Raw genomic sequence first — 22,923 nt, 5'->3', positions numbered from 1 at the left:
GCGCGAGCAACCACCGACTACCCGTAGCCGCCCGCCAAGCAGAACCCCCGCGCTCCTAGGCGAAAACGACCGTCCGCCGCCCGTTCAGCAGAATCCTTCGCTCGGCATGCCACTTGACCGCGCGAGCCAACGCCTGGCACTCCACGTCCCGCCCGACCGCGACCAGCTGGTCCGGCGTGACGTCATGCCCCACGCGCTCGACCTCCTGCTCGATGATCGGCCCCTCATCGAGATCGGCGGTGACGTAATGAGCCGTCGCGCCGATCAGCTTGACGCCCCTGGTATGAGCCTGGTGATACGGCTTCGCACCCTTGAAGCTCGGCAGGAACGAGTGGTGGATGTTGATGATCCGCCCGCTCAGCTCCTTGCACAGGTCGTCCGAGAGGACCTGCATATAGCGGGCCAGCACGACCAGCTCGATGCTCTCCCCGCGCACGATCTCCAGCAGCTGCGCCTCGGCCTCGGCCTTGTTGTCCCTGGTCACCGGGATGTGGTGGAAGGGGATGTCGTACGACCCCACCAGCTCGGCGAAGTCGGTGTGGTTGGACACCACGGCGGCGATCTCCACCGGCAGCGCCCCGATCCTGGCGCGGAACAACAGGTCGTTCAGGCAGTGCCCGAACTTGCTGACCATCAGCAGGACCCGCATCTTCTCCTCGGCCCGATGGATCTGCCAGTCCATCTGGAAGGAGTCACCGATCGCCGCGAAACTCGCCCGCAGCTTGTCCACCGTCACCGGCGCCTCCGCCGAGAAGTGGACGCGCATGAAGAACAGACCCGTGTCGTGGTCGCCGAACTGCTGGCTGTCCTCGATGTTGCAGCCGGTCATGAAGAGGTAGCTCGACACGGCGTGCACGATGCCCTGCTTGTCGGGGCAGGCAAGGGTGAGGACGTACTGGTCGGAGGGGACCGCGGCTCGGTCGGACTGCTCGCTCATGCAGCAAAGGGTCCCATATCCGGGGCCCTCGGCGGACAGTCGTCCCGTTACGCGGACCGCGTCATGATCCGCAGCACTTCGAGGGTGCGCGGCGGGGCGTCCGGCTCGTCGCCGTCGGCCATGGCCATCCGGACATGCGCGTCCCGCGCCGCCCGCACCGCCTCCGGCCACCCCTGGTTCTCCATGTACGCGGAGACCGGTGCGTCCGGGCCGACCTGGTGCATGATCCGCAGCACCCGCAGCACCGCGGTGTCCACGAGTGCCGCCTCCTGCGAGTCCCTGAATATGGTGCCGACGTATTTCTCGGCGGACCAGTTGTCCAGCCAGGTGTCCTCGACCAGGCGGTACACGGCGTCGGTGACGTCCCCGTATCCGTCGATCCCGGCCAGCCAGACGTCCCGCTGGAAGACCGGATCGGAGAGCATGTGCAGCGCGGAGCGCACATTGCTGCGCCAGCGCCACCACGGCATGTCGTTGAGTGGCATGCCGCCCATGGTGGAGGAGCGACGGCCGCGACGGGAAGAGCTATCCGAACCTTGCACGGTCACCGATCGTACGTTCCGCCCCACTCACGCATCACAGACCCCTGCAATTCACCTTCTCGTCACCACGTGATAACCAAGGGTCACGCGCGGGTTTGTTGTGTGGCGGAATCGTCACTGTCCATGACCGGCAGGCGACGCACCCGCAGCACCTTCCTCCCCACGATCACCAACCGGCCCGTCCGTGCGACCGTCCGGACGGCGGCGGCCCTGGTGGCCGGCGGGTCACTCGTCGCCGGTTGCGGGGTCATCCCCGGTACCACGGGGGGTTCCGGGGATGGCTCGATCACCGTCATGACCTGGGCCCCGGAGGACACCAAGGCCACCAACAAGCCCGGTATGCCCGCCTTCGCCCAGGCCTACGCCCGCTGGGTCAACGCCCGCGGCGGCATCAACGGCCACAGGCTGAAGGTCCTCACCTGCAACGACCACAACGACAGCGTGGCCGCGGCACAGTGCGCCGACCGCGCCGCCGAGGAGAACGTCGTCGCGGTCATCGGCTCCTACAGCCAGTTCGGCGACACCTTCCTGCCCTCGCTGGAGGGCGCCGGCATTCCGTACATAGGCGGCTACGGCGTCACCAACTCCGAGTTCACCAGCCCGCTCTCCTATCCCGTCAACGGCGGCCAGCCCACCCTCCTGGCGGGCCTCGGCAAGGAGCTGGCCCGCCGGTGCGGCCCCGTCGCGCTGGTACGCCCGGACAGCATCGCGGGCGACGAGCTGCCGCCCCTGCTGAACTCCGGCCTCAAGGCGGGCGGACACCGGGCCGCCGGCGACCAGCTGGCCGAGGAGGACGCCACCGAGTACAGCGGGCAGTCCGGACGGGCCCTGGAGTACGCCGCCGGCCCGACGCAGACGGGCTGTGTGGTGCCCGCCCTGGGCGACCGCACCACTACGTTCATGGACTCCTTCCGGCGTTCCCGCGACGACTACGCCGGCGTGCGCACCGCAACCGTCCTGGGCAGCGTCGACCAGACCGTGATCAACGCGAACGGCGGGGCGTCGGGCCCCTACGAGGGGTCGTACATCACCGGCTGGTACCCCGTCGCGACCGATCCGCGCTGGGACGGCATGAAGAAGGTGATCAGCGAGCAGGCCTTCGGCGACAACCGCATCGACCCCGCGGACGCCGGTGTGCAGACCACATGGATCGCGTACACGGTGTTCAAGAAGGTCGTCGAGTCGCTGGGCGACGACGAGGTGACCGCCGACTCCGTGCGAGAGGCCCTGAACGGCGGCCTGAAGGTCTCCACGGGCGGGCTCACCCCGACCCTGCGGTGGAAGTTCCAGGACGTCCTGGCCGCCGTCGGCTTCCCCCGGCTGGTCAACCGCGAGGTGACCCTCCAGGTCGTACGGGACGGCCGGCTGGTGGCGGCCCGCAAGGGCTTCATCGACGTGACGAAGACCCTGCAGAACGCCGAAGTGAACTGACCACCCCCTGGCCGGTCCGGCCGGCCCGGCCGCGGCTACAGCTGGGTCGGCTGGCGCTCCGTCAGGCCGTACTGCTTGGCGATGGGGTTCCACAGCTGCGCGGCCGTCTTCTTCTGCTCGCTGGCGGTGCCGCTGGCACGGTTGCCGGCCTGGGTCTGGCCGGTGGCGCGGGCCTGGCCCTTCTTGCACAGCTTCTTGTTGCCGGCGACCTGGTCGGCCCACGCCGCGTAGTGGTTGTCGGCGGACGCCGACGCCTGCCACGCCTTGGTCAGCGCGCCGGTCAGCGCGGCGTGGTTCGGGAGCTTGTCGACGGAGAGCTTGGACAGGTCGGTGACCAGCTGGTTGCGCTGCTTGGCGGCGCCGCGCAGGTCCTGGGCGGCCTGGCCGAGGTTGCCGCAGGACTTCACGGCGGCCACCGCGTTGATCACCGCCGTACGGCTGTCACCGCTGTCGGCGAGCAGCTTGTCCAGCGCGATCGCCTGCTGCTCGGCCGGGTCGGCGGACGACGAGGCGGAACCCTCGGTCGCCGGGGCCGTGGCGGAGACGGGTCTGTTGTCGTCGCTCTTCTCGTCGTCCCCGTCCCCGCCGGCGAGCAGCGCGCCCGCGCCGATGCCGAGGACGGCGATGCCGATGCCGACGGCCGCGATGACCGGCAGCCGGGAGCCGGTACGGCCGCCCCGGCGGCCACCGTCGTCGTCATCCGGGCCGTAGGAGCCGTGCGGGCCGTTCGAGCCCGGCGGGAAGTACGCCGGCCCTTGCCCGCCCTGCTGCTGCGGTTGCGGCTGCTGGAAGCGCGGCAGCTGCTGGGTGGCCGCGGCCGGGGGCTCGCCGCCCGGCTCGCTGCGGAAGAGGCTGTCGAAGTCGGAGAGCGGCTGCCGCTCCGCCCCGCCGTGCGGCGCCGCGCCCGGCCGGCCGGTCACCGGCGGGATGTACCGCGTGGCCTCCGCGTCGGGCCCGGCAGCGGGCGGCATCGATCCGGCAGCGCCCGCGGGACCGGCGCCGCCGCCCTGCCGGGCGCGCCCCAGGATCTGCGTGCTCTCGTTGGACACCTCGGGCGGCAGCGCCCCCGGCCCCACCGGCGGGATGTACTGCGTGGCACCCTCGTCCGCGCCGGGCGCGGAGGATGCGGGAGCCGGACCGCCCGGACCGACGGGCGGCAGATAGCTGGTGGCCTGGTTGTCCGCACCCGCGGGGGCGGCACCGACCGGCGGGATGTACTGGGTGGCGCCCTCGTCGGCCGGAGGCAACGGCGCCCCGAAGCCACCGGCACCGGCGTGCGGCAGGAGCTCGTTGGTGCCGCCGTGCACGGCGGGCGGCAGCGCACCCCCGGCGCCAGGAGTGCCGTACGTCTGCCCACCGGCGGGCGGCAACGGCGCGCCCCCACCGTGCGCCCCGTACGCCTCCCCACCCGTGGTCGGCGGCGACGCCGACGGACCGCCCTGCCCGTACCCAGGCTGCTGCGGCGCGGGCATCGGGGAACCGGCCTGGGCGTCATGCCCGTAGGACGGCGCGCTCGGCGGCGGGTTCTGGGCACCCTGCCCGTCGGCGTCATGCCGGTACGACGGCGTGCTCTGCGCACCGTGTCCACCGGCGTCATGCCCGTACGACGGCATGCTCGGCGGCGCGCTCTGCGCACCCTGCATGCCCCCGCCGTATCCGGCGCCGTCCTGCGGCAGCGGCTGGGACGGTACGCCTCCGACGGCGTCCGGCGCCGTGCCCCAGGTGTCCGGTGTCGGCGTCTGCTGCTGCTGTTCCTGCCAGGGCCGGCCGGGCGGTGTCCCCCAGGACTGGCCTGGCGCGGCCTGCGGCGGAGCAGGCGGATTCTGCGGGTTCTGGCCGGGTCCCCAGGAGTTGCCCCACGCCTGGCCGCCCGGCGGTGCCGAGGGCGGGGGTGCGGTCGGTGGCGTGGCCGGTGCCGGGGTCGGCTGGCCGGCGTGCCCGCCCGTCATTCCCGGCAGCAGCGGCTCACCACCGTCCGAGGGCAGCACGATGCCTTCGCGCGCGGGTCGCGCCGCGGGCTCCTCGCCCTGTCCGCTCTGCGTCACCGGGACTCCTACGAATGGGGGACCTTCGGAATCGTCGGCTCACGCTACCGGGTCCGCCGTTCCGGGTGCTACGCGGCCGAGGACGTGACCTGCGTCCCTGTGACCGCGGTAACAGCACCGGCCCCCAATCCGCTATATACGCCCCCCATTTTCCGCCGGAGCCTTCGTTTCCCTGCCGTTCACGCCGTCGTACCCACCGATTTCACGCCGCGGCCTGGAGGTCCAGCCGTGCCCCGAACTCCCTTACCACGGGCTCGTCCCGGTACGGCTCCAGTCGTTGCTGGAAGTCCTCCAGATACTCGGCGCCCCTGTTGGAGCGCAGGGTCTCCAGCAGTTCCACGGCCTTCAGCCCGGTGTGGCAGGCCTGTTCGACCTCGCGCTGCTGCGCCTGCGCTGTGGCGAGCAGCACATAACCGATGGCCCGGCGTCGTGCCTTCGTCTCCGGCAGTGCGGCGAGCGACTCCTCGGCCCTGCGCGCCGCTGCCTCGGCCTGGCCGAGATCGCGATGGCAGTGTGCCAACTCGTCGGCGAGATAGGCCTCGTTGAAGTGCGTGATCCACGCCGGGTCGTCCCCGGACTCCGGATCGGCCGCCTCCAGCGCGCCCACGGCCCGCCCGGACGCCACCTGGGCGGCCCGCGCGTCGCCCATCAGGGCGTGACCGCGCGCCTCGGCGGCATAGAACATGGCCTCCGCGCGCGGGGTCACGCGCCCCCGCGCCCCCTCCTGCGCCGCCCGCGCCAACTGCGCGATCTCCCGCGGGTTCCCGAGCTGCGCGGCGAGATGGCTCATGGAGGCGGCCAGCACATACCCGCCGTATCCGCGGTCGCCCGCCGCCTGCGCGAGCCGCAGCGCCTGGATGTAGTACCGCTGGGCGAGCCCCGGCTGCCCGGTGTCGACGGCCATGTACCCGGCGAGCTCGGTCAACCGCGCGACGGCGGCGAAGAGTTCACGCCCGACCGCCTCCCGGTACGACCCGGCCAGCAGCCCGGAGACCACGCTGTTGAGGTAGTGCACGACGACCGGGCGCACATGCCCGCTGCCGTACTGGTGATCAAGGTCGACGAGCGCCTGCGTCATCGCCCGCACGGCCTGCACGTCGGACTGGCCCACGCGCGGCCCCGCCGAGCGCCCCACCTGTGAGTCGGGCGACGAGATCAGCCAGTCCCGGCTGGGCTCGACCAGCGCGGACGCGGCGACGGACGAGCCGGACAGGAAGTCCCGCCGCCCGACGTCGCTGCGCCACAGCTCGCAGACCTGCTCGATGGCCCCCAGTACCGTCGGCGAGAACTGGAGACCGACGCCGGACGCGAGGTTCTTGCCGTTGGCCATGCCGATCTCGTCGATCGTGACCGTACGGCCCAGCTTGCGGCCGAGTGCCTCCGCGATGATCGCCGGCGCCCGTCCCCGTGGCTGCTGTCCGCGCAGCCAACGCGCCACGGACGTCTTGTCGTAGCGCAGATCGAGGCCGTGCTCGGCGCCACACATGTTGACCCGGCGGGCCAGCCCGGCGTTCGAGCAGCCCGCTTCCTGGATGAGCGCCTGCAGCCGTTCGTTCGGCTGTCGCGCGACGAGAGGCCTTGCGGCCATGGCGTACCCCCTGTGGCTGCGGTGCCTGCCCACGCACCGAGTTGACGTTCTTCCACGGCCGAAATCCGAGCCCGGGGCACCGGCTGTGCACCGCAGGATTCCGGCCGTGAAGATCAATGCCCCGTCGGCATACCGAAAATGCGAGGCTTGCGAGGATTGCCGGGGTAAAGGCGGAAGCCGACCCCACAGGTGGCTACCCAGCTCCGGCCACGGTTCCTCCCGCGCGCCCCCAGACATGCACCCATGCGCCCCAAATGCGAATTCAATGCTCCTCCCCCGCGCGCGCGACGCCCGTAACCCGAGGTGGGTGCGGGAGTTGTGTTCAGCGTGGAAGAGACGATCCCGGCCACCGAAGCCGCACAGATTCCGAAGCAGCGCGGCGAAACGCTGCTGGAGACCGCCGTTCGCTACGCCGAGGAGCGCCACTGGGACGTGTTCCCCGGGACCTGGCTGGAAGCCCTCGACGGCGTCCAGCACTGCTCCTGCGGCGACACCGACTGCCCCGCGCCCGGCGCGCACCCCGCACGTCCGGACTGGGCGACACAGGCCACGGGGAGCGCGACGGTCGCGCGCCGCATGTGGCAGAAGCAGCCCAACGCGTCGATCCTGCTGCCGACGGGGCGCACCTTCGACGCGATCTCCGTCCCGGAGACGGCCGGGTTTCTCGCGCTGGCCCGGATGGAGCGGATGGAGCTGTCGCTGGGGCCGGTGACCTTGACGCCGAATCGCCGGATGCATTTCTTCGTGCTGCCGGGTGCGTCGGTGAAGGTGCCCGAGCTGGTGCGCAAGCTGGGGTGGTCGGTCGGGTCGCTGGACCTGGTGGCGCTCGGCGAGGGCGCGTGGGTCGCCGGGCCGCCCACCCGGTTCGGGTCCCGGGGGGCTGTGCAGTGGGCGTGCCGGCCCACGCCGGCGAATCGGTGGCTGCCGGACGCGGAGGAGTTGATCTCGCCGCTCGCCTATGCGTGTGGGCGTGATCGGTAGCGCCCTCTCATCTGCCGGGTTGCCGATCGACGCCGACTGCGGGTTGCCTGCGGTTACTCGCGCAGTTCCCCGCGCCCCTTAGGGTTGGCACCCATGACGTCGGCCGTTCGTGTACGTGGGTTGTGGAAGCGCTTTGGGCAGCAGGTTGCTGTCGCCGGAATCGACCTGGAGTTGCCCTCGGGCAAGTTCATCGGGCTTGTCGGCCCCAATGGTGCCGGGAAGACCACCACCCTCTCCATGGTGACCGGGCTGCTGCGGCCCGATCAGGGGTCCGTCGAGGTCGTCGGGCACGACGTCTGGCAGGACCCCGTTGAAGTCAAGGCGCGGATCGGGGTGCTGCCCGAGGGGCTTCGGCTCTTCGAGCGGCTCTCCGGACGGGAACTGCTCGCGTACACGGGGCGGTTGCGCGGACTGCCCGGCGCCGAGGTCGACAAGCGGGCCACGCAGCTGCTGGACGTACTCGATCTGGCGGGGGCCCAGCACAAGCTGGTCGTCGACTACTCGACCGGCATGCGCAAGAAGATCGGGCTCGCGGCCGCGCTGCTGCACAACCCCGAAGTGCTGTTCCTGGACGAGCCGTTCGAGGGTGTCGATCCCGTCTCGGCGCAGACCATCCGGGGCGTCCTGGAGCGCTACACCGCCTCCGGCGCGACCGTCGTCTTCTCCTCCCACGTCATGGAGCTCGTCGAGTCGCTGTGCGACTGGGTCGCCGTCATGGCCGCCGGGCGTATCCGGGCCCACGGCACCCTCTCCGAGGTGCGCGGCGAGGCGGCCTCGCTGCAGCAGGCGTTCCTCGAACTCGTCGGTGCGAACGGCCGCGACGCCGGGACCGACCTCGACTGGCTGGGCGGCGGGGCGCGATGAGCCCGGACGTCACAGCGGTCGTCGTACGGCTGAAGCTGTCGCTGCTCAGGAACGGGCTGCGGCAGTCCGGTGGCCGACGGGCCGCCTACGTCGCCTCGGCCGCCGCGGTGCTCCTGTTCGCCGCGCTCCAGCTCCTCGGCCTGATCATGCTGCGCGGCACCGAGCACGCCGACCCCCTGGTCGTCCTGCTGGTGGCCGTCCTCGCGCTCGGCTGGGCCGTGATGCCGCTGTTCTTCCCCAGCGGCGACGAGACCCTCGACCCGACCCGGCTGGTGATGCTGCCCCTGCGTCCCCGGCCCCTGGTGCGCGCCCTGCTCGCGGCCTCGCTGATCGGCATGGGCCCGCTGTTCACGCTGTGCCTGTTCGCGGGTTCGGTGATCGCGGTCGCGCGGGGCGCGTTGGCGTACGTCGTCGGCGTCGTCGGTGTCGTTCTGGCCCTGCTGGTGTGCGTGGCGCTCGCGCGGACCGTCGCCGCCGCCAACATCCGTCTGCTGACCAGCCGTAAGGGCCGCGATCTGGCGGTGCTGAGCGGGCTGTTCGTCGCGGTCGGGGCGCAGGTCGTCAACTTCGGGGCGCAGCGGCTCGGTTCATCGGGCCTGGCCCAGCTCGACCCGGCGGCGGACGTGCTGCGCTGGGTGCCGCCGGCCTCCGCGATCGGGGCCGTGCGGTCGGTGAGCGAGAGGTCGTACGCGACCGCTCTCCTCCAACTCGCCCTGAGTGCGGCCGCGTTGGTCGTCCTGATCGCCGTGTGGTCCCGGCATCTGACCCGGCTGATGACCTCACCCGACGGCTCCACGCTCCAGGCGGCCACGGAGACCTCGGTACGGGGACGGACCTCGACCGGGCTGTCCCGCCTGCTGCCGGCCGGCCGTACCGGCACCGTGATGGAGCGCAGTCTGCGGTACATCTGGCGCGACCCGAAGACCAAGGCGGCCTGGGTGACCTCGCTGGCCATCGGTCTGATCGTGCCGCTGTTCAACGCCCTCCAGGGCACTGGCTCGATCTACTTCGCCTGCTTCGCCGCCGGGATGCTCGGCATCATGATGTACAACCAGTTCGGCCAGGACACCTCCGCGTTCTGGATGGTCGCGATGACGATCTCGTCCCCCCGGGACGCCTACGTCGAACTGCGCGGCCGGGCCCTGGCGCTCCTGCTGATCACCCTCCCGTACGCCACCCTCGTCACCGTCCTGACGACGGCGCTCCTCGGGGACTGGCCGGGGCTCCCCGAGGTGCTGGGCCTGTCCTTCGCCCTGCTCGGCGCGATGCTGGCCACGGGTGCCTGGACGTCGGCGCGCTTCCCGTACTCCATCCCGCAGGAGGGCTACAAGAACGTCGCTCCCGGCCAGACGGGCCTGGCCTGGATCTCCATCTTCGGCGGCATGATCGCGTCGGCCCTGCTGTGCGCACCGGTCATCGCGGTGACGATCTGGCTGAACGTCAGCGAGAACGGGGACGCGTGGACGTGGCTGCTGCTGCCGGGCGGGGCGGCGTACGGGGCGGCGATCACGCTGCTGGGACTACGGCTGGCGGCGCCGCGAACGGCGGCCCGCCTGCCGGAGATCCTGACGGCGGTGAGCAAGGGCTGACGGCCGAGCTCAGCGGCACCCGGCATCAAGTGCGTACCGCGTCCAGGAAAGGCTCGATGGCGGCCCGCCACCCCTCCGGCTGGTCGTAGTGCACGAGGTGCCCGGCGTCGGACACCTCCGCATACTCCCCGCGGGGCAGCACCCGGACCATCTCCTGCGCCTCGGCCCGCCCCAGCTCACCGTCGAGCCCACGGACGACCAGCGCCGGGCACTGCACCTGCGCCAGCTCCTCCCAGTGCGCGTCGAACACCCAGGTCTCCCGGGAGGTGAGCATCTGGTCCGGCACGAACACCGGCCGCCAGCCGTCCTCGCACTCGTGCATGACCTCGGCGTAGAACTCCCCGCGCGCGGCGTTCGGCCGCTCGACCCACGGGTCGTCCTCCCCGAACCACTTGCGCACGTCGGCGAGCGTGGCGAAGGGCACCGGCCAGGACTTGAACCAGTCCGCCCACTCCCGCTGCGAGGCCGCCCCGAGTGCGGAGGCCCGCATGTCGCAGATGATCACGCCGCGCACCAGGTCGGGCCGCTTGGCGGCGAGCTGCCAGGCGGTCAGCGCGCCCATGGCGTGGCCGATGAGGACGGCCGGGGCGAGACCTAGCTGTTCGAGGGCGGCCTCGGCGTCGTCGACGTACGCCTCGCGTGTGAAGGAGGCCTGCGGCGACTTGTCGCTACGGCCGTGCCCGCGCTGGTCCAGGGCGACCGCGCGGTGCCGCTCGGAGAGCCAGCGGGCGGTGGAGGCCCAGTGCGAGGCGCGGCCCATGAGGCCGTGCAGTAACAGGACACCGGTGGTTCCGTCGGGTTCCTTCGCGGGGTCGGTCTTGGGAGGGTCGCCGAACTCCCATGCCGCGAGACGAACGCCGCCTGTCCCGGTCACGTCGATGCGCCGCGCCATTGGTCCTGGCACCCCCCTAGCTCCGCTCGGCCCGCTCGCTCCCACTCGATGCGGCCGACCCTGTGAACCGCGTCCTGTCTGCCTTGCCTGCCGTATCCGCTGCCGCTCCGGCGGGCACCGAGCGCCACCTGTGTCACACGCGCCGTCGATGCCCTCGCATGCGATGTGCATGTCCTGTGTGTCTCACGTGATCTTATGCGCACATCCCTGAAGCGCACGTTCCGCGTGACCTGTCACCCCGCAGACTATCGAACCCGTATTCGAAAATAGGGTCTCCGCGGCCAACACCGCTCATTCGAGTGACCCCCGGCAAGGATTGATCGCCACCGCCGAGGGGAGACCTTCACCGGGAGGCGGACCGCTCGGGGAAACCGGTCCGAGGGGAATGACCCTGAGAGCTCGGGGCTCCGGGTCAGCACAGGGGAGGACAGGCCCCGGCGCCGTAAGGCGCCGGGGCCCTCTCCACAACCACGGCACATCCGCCCGCCCCCTCACCGGCCGCTCGCATGCGATCACGGCCCAGAGCCCTCAGGTCATATGCCTCTCGCGACAGCCTTGCACGCGAAGAGTTCCAGCGCTGCGATTTGGCGCACTGAATCTTGGAATCAACGCGTTCGGCAGAACGCCACAACTCCCGCTCCCGTACCGGGAATTACGCGGAACGGAACCCGAGATGGACAGCTGCCGGTGGGTCAGCGCTTCGCGACGAACACATGCGAGGCGACGTCCGCCTCCAGCTCCGCAGCCTCACCGCCGCTACCGACCAGCACACCACCCGCGGACTCGGTCACGCTCACCACCGAGCCGGGCTGCACCCCCGCCCGACGCAGCGTGTACATCAGCTGCGCGTCGGTCTGGATCGGCTCCCCGATGCGCCGCACCACGACCGTCTTGCCCTCGACACCCGGGTCCAGATCGGCCAGCGAGACCATGCCCTCGTCCAGGAACGGATCGGCGCCGTCCTTCTCGCCGAGCTCCTCCAGCCCCGGGATGGGGTTGCCGTACGGCGACTCGGTCGGGTGCCGCAGCAGCTCCAGCACGCGCCGCTCCACGGCCTCGCTCATCACGTGCTCCCAGCGACACGCCTCGGCGTGCACCTGCTCCCACTCCAGCCCGATCACGTCGACGAGCAGACACTCCGCGAGGCGGTGCTTGCGCATGACACGGGTGGCCAGCCGCCGACCCTCGTCCGTGAGCTCCAGATGCCGGTCGGTCGCCACGGACACCAGTCCGTCACGCTCCATCCGCGCCACCGTCTGACTGACGGTGGGTCCACTCTGGTCCAGCCGCTCGGCGATCCGGGCGCGCATGGGGACCACACCTTCCTCCTCCAACTCAAGGATGGTGCGGAGATACATCTCCGTGGTGTCGATCAGTCCGGACATACGTGCCCCTCGATTAGCTCTGCGATTAGCTCAGCCGGAAGCGAGACAGCTCCACGGCGCGTGCGCTGGCCCTGTAGTCAATTCTGCCGGATACCACTGACAACCGTGCCGCGCAGTTGAAACCAACGGGTTAAGCGAGGATCCACCCCATGGCCCACAGCCGCACGGCCCCGCAGCCGCCCACGGCGGGAGGGGACATCCGCAACGGACGGCAACGGGCCGCCGCGGGCGTCCCCGGCCGTATTGACACCGCACTGGTCCAGACCGCACGGTGATCCGCGACACACACGCGCCCGCACCACCCAAGCCACCCCGGAGGGGCCCCGCATGAGCGACAGCAGCCCGGCCGACCAGTTCTTCGACGCCGCGATCGGCCTGCTCCACCGGGTCCGTGCAGAGGAAGCCGAGAACATCGAGGCAGCCGGCACCCTGCTCGCCGACACCGTCGCCGCCGAGGGCCGCCTCTTCGCCTTCGGCGCCGGCCACTCCTCCCTCGCCGCCCAGGACATCGTCTACCGCGCGGGCGGCCTCGCCCTGATGAACCTGCTCGCCGTCCCCGGCGTCGTAGGCGTCGACGTCATGCCCGCCACCCTCGGCTCCGCCCTCGAACGCGTGGACGGCCTGGCGAGCGCCGTCCTGGACAGCTCCCCCCTGCGCGCGGGCGATGCCCTGATCATCATCTCCCTCTCCGGCCGCAACGCCCTCCCCGTGGAGATGGCCGTCAAGGCCCGCGCCCTCGGCGTCAAGGTCATCGGCGTGACCTCAGTGGCGTACGCCTCGGAGACGAAGTCCCGCCATGTCTCCGGGACCTACCTCAAGGACCACTGCGACATCGTCCTCGACTCGAAGATCGCGATCGGCGACGCGACCCTCACCCTCGACACCGTCCCGGCCCCCTTCGCCCCGGCGTCCACGGTCGTCACCACGGCACTCCTCCAGGCGGTCATGGCCACGGCAGCCGGCTCCCTGGCCACCCGAGGCATCGAGCCCCCGCTCCTGCGCTCCGGCAACGTGGACGGCGGCCACGACTGGAACGGCGAGGTGTTCGAGAAGTACGGCGACAGGATCTTCTACCGGCAGTGAACCGCCGACGGACCGGCGCGCTCCCGGATCTCCCGGACCTCCAGGATCCCCCGGACCTCCAGGATCCCCCGGACCTCCAGGATCCCCCGGACCTCCTGGAGCTCCCAGACCTCCCAGACCCCCCGGGAGCCCCCGCTACTCCGCCTCCAGAACCCCCGCCAAATCCAGCGCGGAGGCGATCCGCACCGCGACATCCTCCGCGTACACCGCATCACTGCGCTCGAACGCGCTGCGCCCCGAGCCCCGCAGAAACGTGACGACCCCCAAGGTCCGCCCCCGGCTCCGCAACACGGCACACAACGCGTGCACGGCGTCCGCCGGCCACTGCCGTCCCACGGCCCACTCACGCGCCCGCTCCGCCGGCATGTTCCCCGCATCGGCCCGCACCGACCCGGCCCGAGCCACGCACTGCAACGCCGGATGACCCTCGGCATAGCGCACCGGCAGCCCGGCCTCCCCGCCGAGCAGACTCGGGCCCGGCGCCCCGGACGGCGTCACGGCGACCCGGACGAGCCGTACCGGCTCCGCCGTATCCGTATCCGAATCCGTGACAGCCCCACCGGCCCCACCCGCGGCCCGGTCGATCAGCGCATGGTCGGCGAACCCGGCCAGCGCGAAGTCCAGATGCACGGTGGCCGCCTCGACAGGGTCCTCGCACTCGGCGGCGGCACGCGCGGCCCGATGCAGCTGGTTCGTCCGGAACCGCAGCAGCGCCGCCTCCTGCTCGCTCTGCTTGGCCGCGGTCACGTCCTGGAAGAGCCAGCCCACCCCCAACGGCACCGGCTCCTCCGCGAGCGGCGAGGCCAGCCGTACGAAGCCGCACCGCCAGCACCGCCGCCGCTCGCCCTCCGGTGTCCGTACGCTCACCCAGATCTCGGCCGGCGCGGGCGGCGCGCCCTCCGCCAGCACATGCGTGAGCGCGCTCTCCAGCTCCTCCACCCCTTGGGCGAGCAGCTCACCGAGCGGCCGGCCGAGCACGGACGTACGCCCGATGCCCAGCGCACGGGCCGCGTGCGCGTTCACCACGGCCGGCCGCAGATCGGCGTCGACCAGGACGACACCCCACGACGCGTCCTCGAACAGGGCCTCGCTCAGCGCGATCGACCGCTCCAGATCGATCTGCGCGTGCACCTCGCTGAAGGCGCAGTACACCCCGGCGGGCTTCCCGTCCGGACCGCGTACGGCCGCCGACTGGGTCCGTACGAGAACCCGGCCGCCGTCCTTGGTCAGCAGTGCGAACTCGTGCACCTGCCGCCCGGGAGCGTGCATGGCGGACATCAGCCGCGCCTCGACCTCCTCGGCGTCGGCCTCGCGCACCGCCCATCCGGCGAAACCGTGCCGCCCGACGGCCTCCGCCGCGGACCACCCGAGGATGCGCTCCGCCTCACGGTTCCAATGGGTGACGACCCCGTCGCCGTCGAAGGCGCACAGGGCAGCGTCCATCCCGTCCAGCAGCGCGGCCAGCAAATCGGAGCCGCCTGCCGAACCCTCCGAACCACCCGACGACTCGTCCGGACCGTCCCGCTCGGGTTCGTCCGGCCCCAGCTCGTCGGTGGTCCCACTACGCCGGGAAGCACTCACCTGGACCCCCTGCCAAGCTGCGTCCGCACGTACGACGCGTCGGTTCGCTCACTTGCAATCATCTAACTGGAACGTGACGCAGCACACACCGTGTTCCCCAAGATTGAAGGAATCGTTGTACGAGCCGTCGCCTGCCTACTCCAACCGCAGGTCCACCCATTGATCGCTCTCACCGTCCAGTACATACCGATCGATCTCGACGAATCCCCGCGCCCCGGCGAACCGCAACCCGTCCTCGTTGACGGCCAGCACACAGGTCTCGACCGCCCCGGCGCCCAGCACGCGCGCGTGGGCCAGCCCGTCCTCGTACAGCTCCGCGCCGTAGCCACGCCGCCGGTACTCGGGCAGCACGCGCGCGATGACCGTCGCCACCGCGCCCTCGCCCTCCGGCGGGCGCACCGTCGAACAGCCGACGAGGACGTCACCGGCGTACGCGTTCCGCAGGCGGTACCGCCCGGCGCGCTCCCGCACCTCGTCGAGGTCCATGGCCGCGGGCGGGACGATCACGTTGTGGACGTGCCGCCACTCCTCCAGCATGACCTCACCGTCGACCGGCGCAATCCGAAGATCAGACATGAGAGCCGCCTCCCCGGCGCGCGTACACCTCAATCTCGATCTTCATACGAGGATCCGCGAGCCCGCACATCATCATCGTCGCCGCCGGCCGCACCTGACCGAAGTGCCGCCGCAGCACCGGCCAGCACGGCTCGAAGTCGGCCCGCTCCGGCAGCAGATACCGCACCCGCACCACATCGGCGAACGAGGCCCCCGCCTCCTCCAGCGCGGCCCCCACGTTCCGCAGACACTGCTCGGCCTGCTCCACCACGTCCTCGGAGATCGTCATCGTCGTGTAGTCGAACCCCGTCGTCCCCGACACATGCACCCAGTCCCCGTCGACCACGGCACGCGCGTACCCGATCTGCTCCTCGAAGGTCGAACCGCTGAGAATCGCCCGCCGCTCCGCCTGCTGCTTTGTCATGCACGGAACGCTAGGTGACCGGCACGGACAGATCCAAGGAAAAAAGCGGTTGATCGGGGCCGGACCGCTTCCTAGGGTGTGGTGCACACGAGAAGGGAGGTGGTTCGGCAGATGTATGAATACCGGACGCGTGAGGTGGCTGCGGGCTAGCGGCCCGTCACCCCACCCAGTGCGGTGCCGGACCAGCGCGTGACAGACGCGTGCAGCCGGCCCAATCCCAGCAGTCACCCGACCCGCGAGCTCGCCGGTACGTCCGGCCGGCTCCTTCGCCGCCAGGCGGAGGAACCCGAGCTCGCGGGTCGTCTGCTTTCCCGGCCCTCACGCGGCGCCCGGTTCACGGGCTGAGCCGCTCCACCCGCCAGCTCCCGTCCTGCTGCGCGACATACCGCAGCCGGTCGTGCAGCCGGTTCTCGCGTCCCTGCCAGAACTCCACCAGCTGCGGCGCCACCCGGAAACCTCCCCAGTGCGGCGGCACCGGCACCTGCTCGCCCTCGGGATAGCGGGCGGCCAGCTCGGCGTAGGAGGCGTCGAGATCGGCTCGGGTCGCGATGATCGAGGACTGCGCACTGGCCCAGGCGCCGAGCTGGGAGCCGTGCGGGCGGGTGCGGAAGTAAGCGGCGGTCTCGTCCCGTCCGGTGCGCCGGGCCACGCCCGTGACGATGACCTGGCGGGCCATCGGGTGCCAGGGGAACAGCAGCGAGACGTACGGGTTGTCGGCGAGGTCGCGGGCCTTGCGGGAGTCGTAGTTGGTGTAGAAGACGAAGCCCTGCTCGTCGAACTGCTTCAGCAGCACCGTACGGGCGCTGGGCCGGCCCTCCGCGTCCGCGGTGGAGACGATCATCGCGTTCGGCTCGAAGAGATGGGCCTCCGCCGCGGCCTGCTTGAACCAGCGCGCGAACTGCTCGACGGGAGTGGCGGCCAGGTCGTTCTCGGCGAGGCCCTCGGCCCGGTACTGCTTGCGCATCGCGGCGGGGTCGAGGGGGGCGGCGTCTCGGTCGGTCACGCGGTCATCTTGCCGTATGCGGCGGGCACCGTACGGGACGGTGTTCCCGATTACTGGATGGCACTGAGTGCCGCAAGACCTCCCCAAATGTGGCACTCGGGGATATCGTGCTGTTGCCGTCGCGGTTGGATGACCGCCAGCCGCACGGGGCATCACAGGGGTACGCCCCGGACCGCGAGTCCGCCGCGGCCCGGAACCCCGGAGGCCTGCAGCCTGGCATCCGAGCCCGGGTCCGTGACCGTGTATCCACCGGGCGTACGCGCCATCTCTGCCGACCGGCATGTGTCGTCCCACCACAACCCCACCTGTCTCACACATCACGAGGAGCCGCCTGATGTCCGACTTCGTACCCGGGCTCGAAGGAGTCGTCGCGTTCGAGACGGAGATCGCCGAACCGGACAAGGAGGGCGGCGCTCTTCGGTACCGGGGCGTCGACATCGAGGACCTGGTCGGCCATGTCTCGTTCGGCAACGTCTGGGGACTGCTCGTCGACGGTGCCTTCCGTCCCGGACTGCCGCCCGCCGAGCCCTTCCCGATCCCCGTGCACTCCGGCGACATCCGTGTCGACGTCCAGTCCGCGCTCGCCATGCTCGCGCCCGTGTGGGGCCTGAAACCCCTTCTGGACATCGGCGAGGAGCAGGCCCGCGCCGACCTGGCCCGGGCCGCCGTCATGGCCCTGTCCTACGTCGCCCAGTCCGCGCGCGGCCAGGGCCTGCCCATGGTCCCGCAGCGCGAGATCGACAAGGCGCAGTCCGTCGTCGAGCGGTTCATGATCCGCTGGCGCGGCGAGCCCGACCCCAAGCACGTGGCCGCCGTGGACGCCTACTGGACATCCGCCGCCGAGCACGGCATGAACGCCTCCACCTTCACGGCCCGCGTCATCGCCTCCACCGGCGCCGACGTGGCCGCCGCCCTCTCCGGCGCCGTGGGAGCCATGTCCGGCCCGCTGCACGGCGGCGCCCCCTCCCGTGTCCTGCACATGATCGAGGAGATCGAGCGCACCGGCGACGCCGAGGCGTATGTGAAGCAGACCCTCGACAAGGGCGAGCGTCTGATGGGCTTCGGGCACCGCGTCTACCGCGCCGAGGACCCTCGCGCCCGCGTCCTGCGCCGCACCGCCCGTGAGCTCGGCGCGCCCCGCTTCGAGGTCGCCGAGGCCCTGGAGAAGGCGGCCCTGGAGGAGCTGCACAATCGCCGCCCGGACCGGGTGCTGGCCACGAACGTCGAGTTCTGGGCCGCCATCATGCTGGACTTCGCCGAGGTACCGGCGCACATGTTCACGTCCATGTTCACCTGCGCCCGTACGGCGGGCTGGTCGGCGCACATCCTGGAGCAGAAGCGCACCGGCCGCCTCGTCCGCCCCTCCGCCCGCTACATCGGCCCGGGCCCGCGCGACCCGCGCGAGGTCGAGGGCTACGAGGACATCGCGCACTGATCCCTGCCCCTGCGTCACGCGGAGCCGACCAGCTCCGCGTGACGCCGCTCGGCGGCCGGCGCGAACCATGCCCGTGAAGGTCGGCGACGACGGCATACGGAACGTGACTGATCCACTCCGCCAGTATGCTGAGGCGGCTGCGGCATCCCACCATCACCCGTCCCCACGTGGTGAGTTACGGCCTGCGGCGATCAGGACGTCTCACTGCATGAGGGGGATGGGGAACAGGTGCTCATAGCGGGCCGCTACCGGCTGATCGAGTCGATCGGGCGCGGTGGGATGGGCGAGGTCTGGCGGGCCTACGACGAGGCGCTCGCCCGGCAGGTGGCCGTCAAGCTCCTGCTGCCCCAGGACGCCGACCCGACCGCCACGCCCCGGTTCCGGATGGAGGCGCAGACCGCGGCACGCATCGACCATCCGAACGTGGTCGGCGTACGGGACTTCGGTGAGCAGGACAACCAGCTCTTCCTGGTGATGGAGCTGGTCGAGGGCGACAGCCTCGCCCGGACCCTGGCCCGCTCCGGCGCCCAGCCCGCCGAACGCGTGGCCCGGATCGCCGCCCAGGCCGCCGCGGGACTGGCCGCCGCGCACCGGCAGGGCATCGTGCACCGCGACATCAAGCCCGGCAACCTGCTCCTGGACGCCGACGGCACCCTCAAGATCGGCGACTTCGGGATCGCCCGTTTCATGGACGACCCGGGCGCGGCGCTCACCGCCACCGGGCAGATCGTCGGCACCAGCCTCTACCTCGCCCCCGAGCGCGCCCTGGGGAAGCCGGCGGGCCCGGCCTCCGACGTCTACGCGCTGGGCTGTGTGCTCTACCAGCTTCTGACCGGCCGCCCGCCGTTCCACGCGGACACCGCCGTCGGCATCCTCCACCAGCATCTCGACGCCGCCCCCGTTCCGCCCCGCGAGCTGGGCGTCTGCGGCCTGCCGCCCGCCTTCGAGAGCTACCTCCTGGGCCTGCTCGCCAAGGACCCCGAGCATCGGCCCGGCGCCCAGCAGGCCGCCGACTGGTTCGCCGAGGGCGCCTGGCAAGGGCGCTCCGAGCCACTGCCCGACGCGACCTCGCCGTCGCGGCGACGACCGCCGGTCGCTGCGGCGTCGGCCGCCGGGTCACAGCAGGTGGGCGAGACCAGCACGCCGACGACGTACATGCTGCCGTCCGCCCGCGGGCCGGCGCCCACCGATGGACCGGGCCCGAGGTCCAGGTCGGGATCCGGGCACGGGTCCGGATCCGGGCGCGGGTCCGCGTCCAGGCACGGGGCCGCGTCCAGGCACGGGTCCGGGAGCGGGCACGGGTCCGGGAGCGGGACGCGGCGCGTGGTCGCCATGGCCGCCGGAGCGGTGCTCTTCGTGGCCGCGATGCTCCTCGGCATGCTGTGGTTCGCCCCCGACGACACAGGCACGCAGGGCACGAAGTCCGAGACCCCGCCCGGCCCGGGCGCGTCCGCGCCGGCGTCCCCGCCGGCATCCCTTCCGTCCTCGACGGCCTCCCAGCAGGACCAGGACAGGCGCGACCGGGATCGGGGCCAGGACCAGAACCAGCACGAGCAACCGCGGCAACGCGGGGCGCAGCAGGACGACGACGGTGAGGACGACTGACGACGCCGAACCGCCGCCCGCCCACGGGACGGCAACGCCGTCAGCCCAGCGTCTCCTCCAGCAGCGCCGCCCACTGCGCCACGACGCGGTCGCGGCGGGCGGTGTCGTCGGTGAGGAGGTTGGCGAGGCCCAGGCCGCGGGCCATGTCGAGGAGGCCCTGGACCGTTTCGCGTACGCCGGGGCGGGACTCGTCGGCGCCCAGCAGGTCCACCGCGATCCGGTGGGTCTCGCGGCCGACGCGGGCCTCCAGTTCCGTCACCCGGGGGCGCAGCTGCTCCTCGTTCGAGGCGGCCACCCACAGGTGCAGGGCCGCGCGGAACAGGGGACCGGTGTAGAGGTCGACGAGGGCGGAGACGACCGCGTGCCGGTCGCCCGAGGCGCCCTGCGGGAACAGGGCGCGCAGGGCCGTCGAGCGTTCCTCGGCGACGTACTCCACTGCCGCCGTGAAGAGGTCCTCGCGGGTCGGGAAGTGGTGCTGGGCCGCGCCACGGGAGACTCCGGCGCGTTCGGCGACGACGGAGACCGTGGAGCCCGCCCAGCCGTGTTCGGCGAGGCAGGCCACGGCGGCCTCCAGGAGCCGCTGCCGGGTGGCACGGCTGCGATCCTGCTTGGGCACGCGGTCGGCCCGGTCCGCCCGGTCCACGCGGTCGCCGACTGTGCTCACACCACCCATTCCGGATCCCGTCTTTCGAGGAAGGCCGTCATCCCCTCGCGCGCGGTGTCGGAGGAGAAGAGCCGGGCCGAGAGTGCGGTCAGGTCGGCCGCGTCCCGGTCGAAGGTTTCCAGCACCTTAGCCGTGAGCAGCGCCTTCGTCTCGGCCAGGGCTTCGGGAGCGGCCCTGCGCAGGCCGTCCAGCAGGGGCTCCAGTACGGCGTCCACATCCTCGCCCTCCGCCGTGAGCAGGCCGATACGGGCCGCCTCCGGCGCGGTGAAGCGTTCGCCGGTGAGGTAGTAGCGGGCCAGGGCACGGGGGTCGGTGCGCGGAAGGACCGGGAGGGAGATGACCGCGGGGGCCACCCCGATCCGGACCTCGGTGAAGGCGAAGGTGGCCTCGCGTGCCGCCGCCGCCATGTCACAGGACGCCAGCAGGCCCAGGCCGCCCGCGCGGACGTGTCCGGTGACGCGGGCGACGACCGGTTTGCGCAGTTCGACGATCTGCCTGAGCAGGGCCACCAGCGCGTCCGCCGGCGGCGGGTCGCGCAGGTCCGCACCCGCACAGAACGTGTTGCCGGTGTGGGTGAGGACGATCGCGCGTACGCCGGCGTCCTTGGCGCAGTCCGTCAGCGCGTCGGCGAGTTCGCCGACCAGGGCCGCCGAGAGTGCGTTGCGGGTGTCCGGGGAGTCCAGGCTGAGGGTTTCCACGGCACGCGCGCGTGTGCGGCCGATCAGCGTCGTACGTCCTGTCATGTGCTCTCCTCGGGCGCCCGCAGTTCGCGGCGCAGGATCTTGCCGGAGGCGGCCCGAGGGACACCGTCGATGAAGGTGACCTGGCGGACGCGCTTGTAGGGGGCGACGCGTTCGGCGACGTACATCATGACCTCGCCTTCGGAGAGGTCGGTGGCGGACGGCTGGCGGACCACATAGGCGTGCGGGACCTCGTTGCCCTCGTCGTTGTAGACGCCGACCACCGCGGCGTCGGCGATGCCCGGGTGGGTGAGCAGAAGGGCCTCCAGTTCGGCGGGGGCCACCTGGAAGCCCTTGTACTTGATGAGTTCCTTGACGCGGTCCACGACGAACAGCCAGCCGCCCTCGTCCACATGGCCGACGTCGCCGGTGTGCAGCCAGCCGTCGGTGTCGATCATCGCAGCGGTGGCGTCGGGGCGGCGGAGATAGCCCTTCATGACCTGGGGGCCGCGGATCAGGATCTCGCCGGACTCGCCGACGCCGAGGTCCTTGCCGGGGTCGTCGAGGGAGACGATCCGCATCTCGGTGCCGGCGATGAGCCGCCCGACGGTGCCGGCGGGGGCGTCGTGCATGGCGTCGAGGGGGACGACGTGGGTGCCGGGCGACAGTTCCGTCATGCCGTACGCCTGGCCTACCGGTGGCAGGCCGAGGCGCTGTGAGCAGGTGGCGGCCAGGCTCGCGTCCAGGGGCGCGGCGGCGCTGATGATGTACCTCAGGGACGACAGGTCGTACTGCGCGACCAGCGGGTGCTTGGCGAGGGCCAGCACGATCGGCGGGGCCACGTACAGGCCGGTGATGCGGTGGTTCTGGATGGCCGCGAGGAAGGTGCCCAGGTCGAAGCGGGGCAGCACGACGACCGTGGCGCCCAGCCTCAGGGGCGCGTTCATCAGCGCCGTGAGGCCGTAGATGTGGAAGAAGGGCAGGACGGCGAGGATGCGGTCGCCCGGGCCGGCCGGGACGGCGGGTTCGAGCTGGGCGAGGTTGGTGGCTATCTGGCGGTGGGTGAGCATCACGCCCTTGGGGACGCCGGTGGTGCCGGAGGAGTACGGCAGGGCCGCGACGTCCGTCGCGGGGTCGATGTCGACCCGCGGTTCGGGGGCCGCAGACGCCAGCATGTCGATCAGCGAGCGGTGTCCGGGCGCACTGTCGCAGACGAAGATCTCCTCCACTCCGCCCGCGAGTTCGGCGGCTCGGCGTGCCGTCTCCAGCAGGGGCGAGACGGTGACGATCCAGCGCGCCGCCGAGTCCGTGAGCTGCTTGCCGAACTCCTCCGGCGTGGCGAGCGGGTGCACGGTCGTGACGACGGCACCCGCGCGCGTGGCCGCGTAGAACGCCGTCGGGAAGGCGACCGTGTTGGGGCTGTGCAGGGCGAGGACGTCGCCCTTGCGGACGCCGGCCTCGGCGAGGGCGGCGGCGATGCGCCGGTGGAAGCGGTCGAGCATGTCGTACGTGAGGGTGGTGCCGTCCGTGCCGTCGATGAGCGCGGGCGCGTCCCCGAACTCGGCGGCCCGGCCCAGGACCGCCTCGTGGATGGGGAGTTCTACGGCCGGGACGTCTGCGTACTCGCTGCGGAACACGG

Annotated in this window: 21 protein-coding genes; 8 read left to right on the top strand and 13 right to left on the bottom strand. The window is 71.6% G+C overall.

Annotated elements, in window-relative coordinates:
- Positions 1-55 precede the first annotated feature (55 nt).
- Both purU and POF73_RS24210 read right to left on the bottom strand, forming a co-directional pair.
- Positions 56-937, bottom strand: coding sequence for a formyltetrahydrofolate deformylase (gene purU / locus POF73_RS24215; RefSeq protein WP_272118992.1), 882 nt, complete (start codon positions 935-937; stop codon positions 56-58).
- Between the two features lie 47 nt (positions 938-984).
- Entirely contained in the window at positions 985-1,485 is a 501-nt protein-coding gene (locus POF73_RS24210) for an SCO4402 family protein (protein ID WP_272118991.1), read from the bottom strand.
- A gap of 117 nt (positions 1,486-1,602) precedes the next feature.
- On the opposite strand from POF73_RS24210, the gene POF73_RS24205 reads away from it, so the two are divergent.
- The gene (locus POF73_RS24205) at positions 1,603-2,910 is read left to right on the top strand and encodes an ABC transporter substrate-binding protein (protein ID WP_272118989.1); all 1,308 of its coding nucleotides are present in this window, start codon (positions 1,603-1,605) and stop codon (positions 2,908-2,910) included.
- Between the two features lie 35 nt (positions 2,911-2,945).
- Here POF73_RS24205 and POF73_RS24200 read toward each other — a convergent pair whose 3' ends face one another.
- Positions 2,946-4,955: a hypothetical protein gene (locus POF73_RS24200; RefSeq protein WP_272118988.1), complete on the bottom strand. Its 2,010-nt coding sequence runs from the start codon at positions 4,953-4,955 to the stop codon at positions 2,946-2,948.
- A gap of 202 nt (positions 4,956-5,157) precedes the next feature.
- Complete coding sequence (locus POF73_RS24195; protein WP_272118986.1) at positions 5,158-6,543, bottom strand: transcriptional regulator; 1,386 nt, start codon at positions 6,541-6,543, stop codon at positions 5,158-5,160.
- A gap of 318 nt (positions 6,544-6,861) precedes the next feature.
- Here POF73_RS24195 and POF73_RS24190 point away from each other — a divergent pair, with 318 nt between their 5' ends.
- From POF73_RS24190 to POF73_RS24180, 3 genes are all read left to right on the top strand, one after another.
- Complete coding sequence (locus POF73_RS24190; RefSeq protein WP_272118984.1) at positions 6,862-7,524, top strand: bifunctional DNA primase/polymerase; 663 nt, start codon at positions 6,862-6,864, stop codon at positions 7,522-7,524.
- A 93-nt stretch (positions 7,525-7,617) separates the two neighbouring features.
- Entirely contained in the window at positions 7,618-8,388 is a 771-nt protein-coding gene (locus tag POF73_RS24185) for an ABC transporter ATP-binding protein (protein WP_272118982.1), read from the top strand.
- Positions 8,385-9,977, top strand: coding sequence for a transporter (locus POF73_RS24180; protein WP_272118980.1), 1,593 nt, complete (start codon positions 8,385-8,387; stop codon positions 9,975-9,977). Before POF73_RS24185 ends, POF73_RS24180 begins: the two co-directional genes overlap by 4 nt.
- Positions 9,978-10,002: 25 nt before the next feature.
- On the opposite strand, the gene POF73_RS24175 is transcribed toward POF73_RS24180, so the two are convergent.
- Positions 10,003-10,869 carry an alpha/beta fold hydrolase gene (locus tag POF73_RS24175; RefSeq protein ID WP_272118978.1) on the bottom strand — a complete coding sequence of 289 codons (867 nt, stop codon included), beginning with the start codon at positions 10,867-10,869 and terminating at the stop codon, positions 10,003-10,005.
- A 692-nt stretch (positions 10,870-11,561) separates the two neighbouring features.
- Entirely contained in the window at positions 11,562-12,254 is a 693-nt protein-coding gene (locus tag POF73_RS24170) for a metal-dependent transcriptional regulator (RefSeq protein ID WP_062703554.1), read from the bottom strand.
- Between the two features lie 149 nt (positions 12,255-12,403).
- Between POF73_RS24170 and POF73_RS24165 the strand changes: the two genes are divergently transcribed.
- Entirely contained in the window at positions 12,404-12,529 is a 126-nt protein-coding gene (locus POF73_RS24165; protein ID WP_272118976.1) for a hypothetical protein, read from the top strand.
- A gap of 52 nt (positions 12,530-12,581) precedes the next feature.
- Positions 12,582-13,337 (top strand): SIS domain-containing protein, encoded by a 756-nt coding sequence (locus POF73_RS24160; RefSeq protein WP_272118975.1) that lies wholly within the window; start codon positions 12,582-12,584, stop codon positions 13,335-13,337.
- A gap of 135 nt (positions 13,338-13,472) precedes the next feature.
- Here POF73_RS24160 and POF73_RS24155 read toward each other — a convergent pair whose 3' ends face one another.
- The 4 genes from POF73_RS24155 to pdxH all read right to left on the bottom strand — a co-directional run bounded on the left by POF73_RS24155 (position 13,473) and on the right by pdxH (position 16,900).
- Positions 13,473-14,918, bottom strand: a complete 1,446-nt coding sequence (locus POF73_RS24155) for a PAS domain-containing protein (protein ID WP_272118974.1) — start codon at positions 14,916-14,918, stop codon at positions 13,473-13,475.
- A gap of 135 nt (positions 14,919-15,053) precedes the next feature.
- The gene (locus POF73_RS24150; RefSeq protein WP_272118973.1) at positions 15,054-15,494 is read right to left on the bottom strand and encodes a GNAT family N-acetyltransferase; all 441 of its coding nucleotides are present in this window, start codon (positions 15,492-15,494) and stop codon (positions 15,054-15,056) included.
- Positions 15,487-15,897: a RidA family protein gene (locus POF73_RS24145; protein WP_272118972.1), complete on the bottom strand. Its 411-nt coding sequence runs from the start codon at positions 15,895-15,897 to the stop codon at positions 15,487-15,489. Before POF73_RS24145 ends, POF73_RS24150 begins: the two co-directional genes overlap by 8 nt.
- Positions 15,898-16,231: 334 nt before the next feature.
- A complete protein-coding gene (pdxH, locus tag POF73_RS24140; protein ID WP_272118970.1) occupies positions 16,232-16,900 on the bottom strand; it encodes a pyridoxamine 5'-phosphate oxidase in 669 nt (222 codons plus the stop codon).
- 334 nt (positions 16,901-17,234) lie between these two features.
- Here pdxH and POF73_RS24135 point away from each other — a divergent pair, with 334 nt between their 5' ends.
- Together POF73_RS24135 and POF73_RS24130 are read left to right on the top strand one after the other, a co-directional pair.
- Positions 17,235-18,335 (top strand): citrate synthase 2, encoded by a 1,101-nt coding sequence (locus POF73_RS24135; protein WP_272118968.1) that lies wholly within the window; start codon positions 17,235-17,237, stop codon positions 18,333-18,335.
- 228 nt (positions 18,336-18,563) lie between these two features.
- Positions 18,564-19,940, top strand: a complete 1,377-nt coding sequence (locus POF73_RS24130; RefSeq protein ID WP_272118965.1) for a serine/threonine-protein kinase — start codon at positions 18,564-18,566, stop codon at positions 19,938-19,940.
- Between the two features lie 40 nt (positions 19,941-19,980).
- Here the strand turns inward: POF73_RS24130 and POF73_RS24125 are convergent, their stop codons facing one another.
- Genes POF73_RS24125 through POF73_RS24115 form a run of 3 tightly spaced genes read right to left on the bottom strand, consistent with a single transcriptional unit; the run spans position 19,981 to position 22,921 of the window.
- Positions 19,981-20,613 (bottom strand): TetR/AcrR family transcriptional regulator, encoded by a 633-nt coding sequence (locus POF73_RS24125; protein ID WP_272118962.1) that lies wholly within the window; start codon positions 20,611-20,613, stop codon positions 19,981-19,983.
- Positions 20,601-21,347 carry an enoyl-CoA hydratase family protein gene (locus tag POF73_RS24120; RefSeq protein ID WP_272118960.1) on the bottom strand — a complete coding sequence of 249 codons (747 nt, stop codon included), beginning with the start codon at positions 21,345-21,347 and terminating at the stop codon, positions 20,601-20,603. Before POF73_RS24120 ends, POF73_RS24125 begins: the two co-directional genes overlap by 13 nt.
- Positions 21,344-22,921 carry a 4-coumarate--CoA ligase family protein gene (locus POF73_RS24115; RefSeq protein WP_272118959.1) on the bottom strand — a complete coding sequence of 526 codons (1,578 nt, stop codon included), beginning with the start codon at positions 22,919-22,921 and terminating at the stop codon, positions 21,344-21,346. The genes POF73_RS24120 and POF73_RS24115 overlap by 4 nt, the downstream gene beginning before the upstream one ends.
- Between the last annotated feature and the right edge of the window lie 2 nt (positions 22,922-22,923).

This window comes from Streptomyces sp. HD, from assembly GCF_028369295.1.
Lineage (GTDB): Bacteria > Actinomycetota > Actinomycetes > Streptomycetales > Streptomycetaceae > Streptomyces.
Note: the sequence above shows the minus strand (reverse complement) of the source record. Positions and strands in the feature narration are given on the sequence as shown.

Excerpts from the sequence above, each read along its gene's own strand:
- purU (WP_272118992.1), bottom strand. The coding sequence starts at position 937 with ATGAGCGAGCAGTCCGACCGAGCCGCGGTCCCCTCCGACCAGTACGTC.
- POF73_RS24205 (WP_272118989.1), top strand. The coding sequence starts at position 1,603 with ATGACCGGCAGGCGACGCACCCGCAGCACCTTCCTCCCCACGATCACC.
- POF73_RS24195 (WP_272118986.1), bottom strand. The coding sequence starts at position 6,543 with ATGGCCGCAAGGCCTCTCGTCGCGCGACAGCCGAACGAACGGCTGCAG.
- POF73_RS24185 (WP_272118982.1), top strand. The coding sequence starts at position 7,618 with ATGACGTCGGCCGTTCGTGTACGTGGGTTGTGGAAGCGCTTTGGGCAG.
- POF73_RS24180 (WP_272118980.1), top strand. The coding sequence starts at position 8,385 with ATGAGCCCGGACGTCACAGCGGTCGTCGTACGGCTGAAGCTGTCGCTG.
- POF73_RS24175 (WP_272118978.1), bottom strand. The coding sequence starts at position 10,869 with ATGGCGCGGCGCATCGACGTGACCGGGACAGGCGGCGTTCGTCTCGCG.
- POF73_RS24170 (WP_062703554.1), bottom strand. The coding sequence starts at position 12,254 with ATGTCCGGACTGATCGACACCACGGAGATGTATCTCCGCACCATCCTT.
- POF73_RS24165 (WP_272118976.1), top strand. The coding sequence starts at position 12,404 with ATGGCCCACAGCCGCACGGCCCCGCAGCCGCCCACGGCGGGAGGGGAC.
- POF73_RS24160 (WP_272118975.1), top strand. The coding sequence starts at position 12,582 with ATGAGCGACAGCAGCCCGGCCGACCAGTTCTTCGACGCCGCGATCGGC.
- POF73_RS24150 (WP_272118973.1), bottom strand. The coding sequence starts at position 15,494 with ATGTCTGATCTTCGGATTGCGCCGGTCGACGGTGAGGTCATGCTGGAG.
- POF73_RS24145 (WP_272118972.1), bottom strand. The coding sequence starts at position 15,897 with ATGACAAAGCAGCAGGCGGAGCGGCGGGCGATTCTCAGCGGTTCGACC.
- POF73_RS24135 (WP_272118968.1), top strand. The coding sequence starts at position 17,235 with ATGTCCGACTTCGTACCCGGGCTCGAAGGAGTCGTCGCGTTCGAGACG.
- POF73_RS24125 (WP_272118962.1), bottom strand. The coding sequence starts at position 20,613 with ATGGGTGGTGTGAGCACAGTCGGCGACCGCGTGGACCGGGCGGACCGG.
- POF73_RS24120 (WP_272118960.1), bottom strand. The coding sequence starts at position 21,347 with ATGACAGGACGTACGACGCTGATCGGCCGCACACGCGCGCGTGCCGTG.